The 5,723-nt window shown below is 36.5% G+C and carries 9 protein-coding genes; 6 read left to right on the top strand and 3 right to left on the bottom strand.

The features are described from left to right. Positions 1 to 233: 233 nt before the first annotated feature. From FTU98_RS13700 to FTU98_RS13690, 3 genes are all read left to right on the top strand, one after another. On the top strand, positions 234 to 863 hold the full coding sequence (locus FTU98_RS13700) for a hypothetical protein (protein ID WP_078194520.1): 630 nt from the start codon (positions 234 to 236) through the stop codon (positions 861 to 863). A 134-nt stretch (positions 864 to 997) separates the two neighbouring features. Then, entirely contained in the window at positions 998 to 1,291 is a 294-nt protein-coding gene (locus tag FTU98_RS13695) for a type II toxin-antitoxin system RelB/DinJ family antitoxin (RefSeq protein WP_001277151.1), read from the top strand. Continuing rightward, positions 1,284 to 1,565: a type II toxin-antitoxin system YafQ family toxin gene (locus FTU98_RS13690; RefSeq protein WP_001129137.1), complete on the top strand. Its 282-nt coding sequence runs from the start codon at positions 1,284 to 1,286 to the stop codon at positions 1,563 to 1,565. Before FTU98_RS13695 ends, FTU98_RS13690 begins: the two co-directional genes overlap by 8 nt. A 111-nt stretch (positions 1,566 to 1,676) precedes the next feature. On the opposite strand, the gene FTU98_RS13685 is transcribed toward FTU98_RS13690, so the two are convergent. Together FTU98_RS13685 and mobQ are read right to left on the bottom strand one after the other, a co-directional pair. Then, a complete protein-coding gene (locus FTU98_RS13685; RefSeq protein WP_179997568.1) occupies positions 1,677 to 2,174 on the bottom strand; it encodes a hypothetical protein in 498 nt (165 codons plus the stop codon). Further along, positions 2,171 to 3,142, bottom strand: a complete 972-nt coding sequence (gene mobQ, locus FTU98_RS13680) for a MobQ family relaxase (protein ID WP_180015673.1) — start codon at positions 3,140 to 3,142, stop codon at positions 2,171 to 2,173. Before mobQ ends, FTU98_RS13685 begins: the two co-directional genes overlap by 4 nt. Before the next feature lie 381 nt (positions 3,143 to 3,523). Here mobQ and FTU98_RS13675 point away from each other — a divergent pair, with 381 nt between their 5' ends. Beyond that, positions 3,524 to 3,811 (top strand): hypothetical protein, encoded by a 288-nt coding sequence (locus FTU98_RS13675; protein WP_020847062.1) that lies wholly within the window; start codon positions 3,524 to 3,526, stop codon positions 3,809 to 3,811. Between the two features lie 47 nt (positions 3,812 to 3,858). Continuing rightward, positions 3,859 to 4,140, top strand: coding sequence for a hypothetical protein (locus FTU98_RS13670; RefSeq protein WP_257220058.1), 282 nt, complete (start codon positions 3,859 to 3,861; stop codon positions 4,138 to 4,140). A gap of 32 nt (positions 4,141 to 4,172) precedes the next feature. Here the strand turns inward: FTU98_RS13670 and repM are convergent, their stop codons facing one another. Beyond that, entirely contained in the window at positions 4,173 to 5,111 is a 939-nt protein-coding gene (repM, locus tag FTU98_RS13665) for a replication initiation protein RepM (RefSeq protein ID WP_151208205.1), read from the bottom strand. 50 nt (positions 5,112 to 5,161) lie between these two features. Here repM and FTU98_RS13660 point away from each other — a divergent pair, with 50 nt between their 5' ends. Beyond that, positions 5,162 to 5,311, top strand: coding sequence for a hypothetical protein (locus FTU98_RS13660; RefSeq protein WP_179996696.1), 150 nt, complete (start codon positions 5,162 to 5,164; stop codon positions 5,309 to 5,311). The last annotated feature ends 412 nt before the right edge of the window (positions 5,312 to 5,723 follow it).

Raw genomic sequence — 5,723 nt, 5'->3', positions numbered from 1 at the left:
GGTTCTTATTATCTAGGTTTTAATTATTTACTGGAGCTAATCAAAGTTGTGAAACATTGCTTAAATAATAGGCGTGGAACGTGAAAAATCATAAAAAAAGCCCGAACAGGGATGTTCGGGCTATAAAATAGAATCTACAGCATTGATTTCTATAGATAATTATAACGCATTTCGTATAAGGTGTATTATGTTAATTTTAGAAAATCTTAAGATAATTATTAATGAGTGGCTTAATGAATAAAGAAATTTCTGTATTACTGCATGACGTTCCTACTCATGCAGATTACGCATGTGATGCAACAGATTTAGATCCAGAAGATATTCCTGAAGATCGTATAGAACAAGTCATAAATTTATTAAATTCTTCTGATGAAAATATTGTATTTGAGGCAGCAAAACTTCTGACTAATTGGGGACAATCCTCTGGTTTTGATGCATTAGTAAATTTATTAAATGAAAATAAATTAGTTGGTTATATAGATCATCGTTTACATGGTTATGATGATACACTTCAGCATGTACTTAGAGCTTTTGTTCGTTATTGGGCATTCCAAGCTGATCTAGGATTTGGTGAACAGGCTAGAATAAAAATATTTCATCCTATACAAAAGATTATAGAAATATCTAATACAGAACCATTTGATATTAGTCGCTTATTTTGGTTAATTGATGATGAAAAATACGATGAATATATTCCTTTAATTAAAAACCATTTAATCCAAATAATAGATCATCCTGAATTACAATTTTGGAAAATCCATGATGCTATTGAACTGATGCTGAAATTAGAGCCTGAGTTTGTTCATAATTTATTAGAAGAAAAAGGCAAAACATTGGAAGACTTTAAAATTAACACTTTATAAAGTTATACATTTAACATAATGGTGGTTATACGAAATTCATTTGTTAGAAACCATTTATTACATCAAAAGTAATGAAAAAGTAAAGAATATGCCTTATATTATCTTTACTTTAATGTTTTTTGAGTGAGGAAATCATGTCCGCAGTCAATTTCAATATGCGCTTAGAAGCAGAGTTAAAAGAACAAGTCACGCCTATTTTAGAAGACTACGGTTTGACTATGCCCCAAGCATTCAAACTGTTCTTGAATCAAATCGTTAAAACTAAGGCGATCCCTTTATCTTTTGACTATGCGCGAGAAACTGCTTTAACTCCTAAAGCAGCAGCTAAGTTACTTCAATCTTTAAAAGAGATTGAAAATGGCGAGTACACCGAGTACGAAACGGTAGAAGAAGCGATTAAAGCTATGTCGGAAGAAGCACATGGCTAAACGTAAGATTATCGTAACCAGTTCTTTTAAACGTGATATTAAAAGACGTTATTTAGAACTGGTTACGGCTGAATGGGCAGAAGTATTAGATTGTTTAGTCGCAAATAATCCTTTGCCTGAAAAATATTTAGATCATCCCTTGAAGGGTGGTGCAGAGTTTAAGAATTGTCGTGATTGTCATGTGAAGCCTGACTTAGTCTTGATTTATAGGCTTGTTGGTGACGATATTTTAGAACTGCATCAGTTGGATAGCCATTCCGAAATTTTTGGATGACTATCGCTCGATGCTTTGAAATATGGCTTTAGCCATGTTTCAAAGTCGGGCAACTTTGCGCTTGCTGTAATTTGATTCGTAATGAGAAAAACCAAGCAAAGTACCGATCAACTAGTATTTTTTAGGGTCGATCTGACACCAGTCATAGGTTTTTTCTTTGACACTACTCGGTTCAAACGAGTAGCAATTTTTCCTCATTATTCTCACCAATGTTTCACCATCACTTTCTCGAATTTGTAGCGGATATTTTTTTAGTACAGCCAGATCTGCTCTACGTTCATCAATTTCGTCTTTGCTTGGTATGTATAAGAAGATAGCCAAAATGAATACCATCATCACAGCCACAAACGTGCTGGCAAAAATAAGGATAAGTTTTAAGTTGAGCCTGTTTGTAGCTTCGTTTAATGCCTGAATACTGTTGTTTAATGCACCTGTATGCTTTTTATTTGCGTTTTCTAGCGATTTTTCAGCCTTGTCTAGCACTCCACTAGCGACTTGGTTGTAAAACTGCTCTAATCGCTTCTTATCGTCTGCTATGGCTTCTCGATATTCCTTCATGGATGCCAATAAAATATATAACTGGTCATCTAAATCATTTTGATTACTCATAATGACATTCCGCCTCTACTTAGTTTTTGAGATGCCTTGCGGAGTGCTTGCTCGGCTCGTTGTTTATCTAATTCTTGCTGTCGTTTCATTTCCGCTTGGCGTTCCAGTTCTAGACGTTTGGTTTCTTGGTTCTTCTGCCATTGATCAAAACCTTGATCGACACGGTTTAAACCACGCTGTAAAACGCTCTCTTTCTGCTGTTTCTGTTGGTCAAGCTGTTGGGCGTTCTGCTGTTTCACATTGTCATTAAAACGGCTGATTTCAGTGTCTATGCCTTGTCTGCGTAATTGGGTGACTTTAGTGCCTTCATGGATGGTGGCTTGTAGTCCGTTATTCTGATCGGCATAGCTGCGGTGGTCTATTTTTTCCTGAAAGCCTGCTCGTTCTAATGCGTGATTGGCTAAATTTGCCCACGTTTCCCGAATCTGTTTAATTTCGTCTTGGGTTGTCCCCATACCAAGGCTTTTTCGTTTGGCGTTACTGAGTTCAATATCGGTTTTGGTGGTCAGAGTGAGTTTATTGTCTGCATTCAATTCGGCTTTTCGGGTTGTGAGCATGATATGGGCGTGATGGTTTTTATCATTACCGCCTTTACTCGGTTCATGGATGGCTAAATCTGCGATTACGTCATAGCGATCAACTAAGGACCTGGCAAAGTCTTTTGCCAAGTCCTTACGTTGATCAGCGTCTAATTCATCGGGTAGGGCGATTACCCATTCTCTAGCGGTTCGGGCATCTTTGCGGTTTTCGGACTGTTCTGCCAAGTTCCAAAGGTCATTACGGTCAATTTCAATATCGAGATTCGAGATAATTTCTGAATGGGCGACACCATCTTTTCTTGTAAAGTCATGGGTCAGCCCTGTGCGTTCATCTTTGAGCTTTTCACCTGCACGATAAGCCATAGATGCAACAGCAGTTCTGCCTGAACTTCGATTAACTGTTTTGGTCGAGCAATGATAAATCGCCATCGCTTAACACTTCCGACTAGCAGGGACGTAATAACCGCATTTTTCACATTCTCTTTTTAGGTTCTGAACTTCTCTTTCTTCTGCATGTTGTGCCATCTGTTCAGGCATCTTATAAGTGCATTCGTGTCCGCAATTTGGACAAAGGTAAAGGTGAGTTTCTCTAAAATTATACCGATACATTTTTATTTACCTTTTGCTTTTTTAAATTGCGTAGCAATTTTTTGGGGTTAAGGGGATTCCCCTTACGCAAACTTTGACTTGGATGAAATCCAAGTCGTAAGTGCGCATTTCATGAAAAACACGATAGCATATTACCCGCTTGAATTTCAATTCATAGGGTTTTATGCTTGAGTGGTTTTCTATATCCCGAAATTAACCGTTATGACAAAATCAACTGAAAATATTGAAAAGAAAATTGAAGCCCAGTTGGAGAAGCTGAAACAGTTAAAAGCTCAGAAACAGGCTATTGAAGCAAGAGAAAGAACAAAGCAGAAAGAGCAAGAACGCAAGGATGATACTCGGCGTAAAATCTTACTTGGTTCTTACTTGATTAAAAAAATGCAATCCAATGAAGCCAACAAAGAAAAAATACTCGCTGAACTTAATGATTATTTAATAGAGGATCGGGATAGAATACTTTTTGATTTACCTTCGATGAATAACAATTAAGCTGGATATTCTTTATGAAATATAAAATTTTAATGTCTTTATTAACAATGTCAGTTATTACCCTTACTGCATGCAGCAAAAATAAAGAAGAACCAGAACATGTAAGAGTGCAAGCATCGTCTCCTGAGATTGTGGAAGAAGTACGCCAAGAAGCGCAACAAGTACCTGCTCCGCAAGAAATTACAGACGAAGACCGTGAACGTATGAAAAAAGAACTCCAAGATTCATCACGATTTGAAAGTAAAGATACTGCCAATAAGTCGGGCGAAGAAGTAAATGCGGAACTGATTAATCAGTTAGATTCGATAGGACAGCCAGCCAAAGAATAAAATTAAAAAAAAGGAGCTGAAGCTCCTTTTTTTTAATTACCAAATCCTGCCTTTTTTAAGCAAGGGTATAACTCTCTGAATTTTTCAGGCTCTAAAAGCATGTCTGCAATACGAATAGCAAACTGCTGATAGCTTTCTGTACCTTGAGAATATGCCCCCATTTCAGGCATTTCAGACAGTTTGTTTGCAAATAAATGACGTTGGGAATCGGTCATTTTGATGAAAAAATCAGGGGTATTGGGATCTCGTTTAGTTTCAATTTTAGGTTGTACTTTTTGCTTAAACTTGAATGAAAACCCTGTAATTGTACGCCCCTGCTTATGTTGCTCATAAGTTACGGTAATGTCTGTATGTTTGTTAAGTTGCTCAATAGCAATATGTAAAACTTTTTCTTTAAATTGCCCCATTCTTTGATATTTTTCATCTCCAACTCCAAGTTTTAAACGAAATTCATTTAAATCAATAATTGGTGTCTTCCCAGTACTACGCCACGCAATTAAAAGTTCGTATAGGCGAATAGCATAACCGCTTGTTAGATTGGCAACTTGTTTTAATTCGTAGCTTGTAAGGTGTTGTTCAAGATAAGTGATTAGGGGTAAGACCGCTGGAGCAAAAGTAAATTCTATAGTTGCAGAATTATCAATATAAGCAATATCAGACACCCAGCGAGTCGTTTTATGAGCAATACCTTTTTCTCTAGGTTCTTGATAGCTAAACTGTCTTGAGAATAAAGACTTACAGGCATCCTTTAGTGTTTCGTATGCTGTGCTATGGCTTACACCAAACGTATTAATATAACTTTCTGCTGTAATCTCAATTGGTTTATTGAATGCAATATAGTCAAGGTGCATGTTATGAGTATGTTCCCGAATAATAACGATAGCTAATAAAATCAATCGCTGTTCGACAAGACCAAGACTATAACTAGCATTAATCAACGCATTATCTTTTACAACTAAGTCATTTTTCATTGTTGTACACTTTTATAATTCAAGTGTATTTGTACACCTTTGTAATGTACGTGTCAATATCATCGGAATTAGTGTACTTATATGTCGGAATTGGTGTACTTATTGGGGCTAAAATATCGGAATTGGTGTACTTATATGTCGGAATTGGTGTACTTATTAGCTGTGAAAGCCTTGCTGTACAAGCGTTTCAAGCAACTTAAAAATATTTAAAAATATATTTAAAAATAAAAAATATAAAAACTTGTGGAAAACTGCCCTAGGTACTCGCTAAAGCTCGTACTCTATTGAAGCTCGTTCCTCGCTTCGAGGGGCAGTTTTTAATTAATACTGTTCGTGATATTCAAAAGTAAAAGCATTGATAATGTATTCGCTTCGCTCATACTTTTTGAAAAGCAAAAGCTCCAAAGTTCGCACCCATTCGGGATGCTCTGTACCTACCGTTTAAAATCAAAAGGGAGCTTGTAATCAGAGAAAAGGCGAGGTCGAATTTTGATGATGCTCAATCGCTCGTAGACACTCGCTCGGTTCTTATTATCTAGGTTTTAATTATTTACTGGAGCTAATCAAAGTTGTGAAACATTGCTTAAATAATAGGCGTGGAACGTGAAAAAT

Source organism: Acinetobacter sp. YH12211 (genome assembly GCF_013418015.1).
In the GTDB taxonomy this organism is placed as follows: domain Bacteria; phylum Pseudomonadota; class Gammaproteobacteria; order Pseudomonadales; family Moraxellaceae; genus Acinetobacter; species Acinetobacter towneri.
This window is presented reverse-complemented; position numbering and strand designations above follow the sequence as displayed.

What these genes read in the sequence shown, in the direction of transcription:
- FTU98_RS13700 (WP_078194520.1), top strand. Translation starts at nt 234, where the DNA reads ATGAATAAAGAAATTTCTGTATTACTGCATGACGTTCCTACTCATGCA.
- FTU98_RS13695 (WP_001277151.1), top strand. Translation starts at nt 998, where the DNA reads ATGTCCGCAGTCAATTTCAATATGCGCTTAGAAGCAGAGTTAAAAGAA.
- FTU98_RS13690 (WP_001129137.1), top strand. Translation starts at nt 1,284, where the DNA reads ATGGCTAAACGTAAGATTATCGTAACCAGTTCTTTTAAACGTGATATT.
- FTU98_RS13685 (WP_179997568.1), bottom strand. Translation starts at nt 2,174, where the DNA reads ATGAGTAATCAAAATGATTTAGATGACCAGTTATATATTTTATTGGCA.
- mobQ (WP_180015673.1), bottom strand. Translation starts at nt 3,142, where the DNA reads ATGGCGATTTATCATTGCTCGACCAAAACAGTTAATCGAAGTTCAGGC.
- FTU98_RS13675 (WP_020847062.1), top strand. Translation starts at nt 3,524, where the DNA reads ATGACAAAATCAACTGAAAATATTGAAAAGAAAATTGAAGCCCAGTTG.
- FTU98_RS13670 (WP_257220058.1), top strand. Translation starts at nt 3,859, where the DNA reads ATGTCAGTTATTACCCTTACTGCATGCAGCAAAAATAAAGAAGAACCA.
- repM (WP_151208205.1), bottom strand. Translation starts at nt 5,111, where the DNA reads ATGAAAAATGACTTAGTTGTAAAAGATAATGCGTTGATTAATGCTAGT.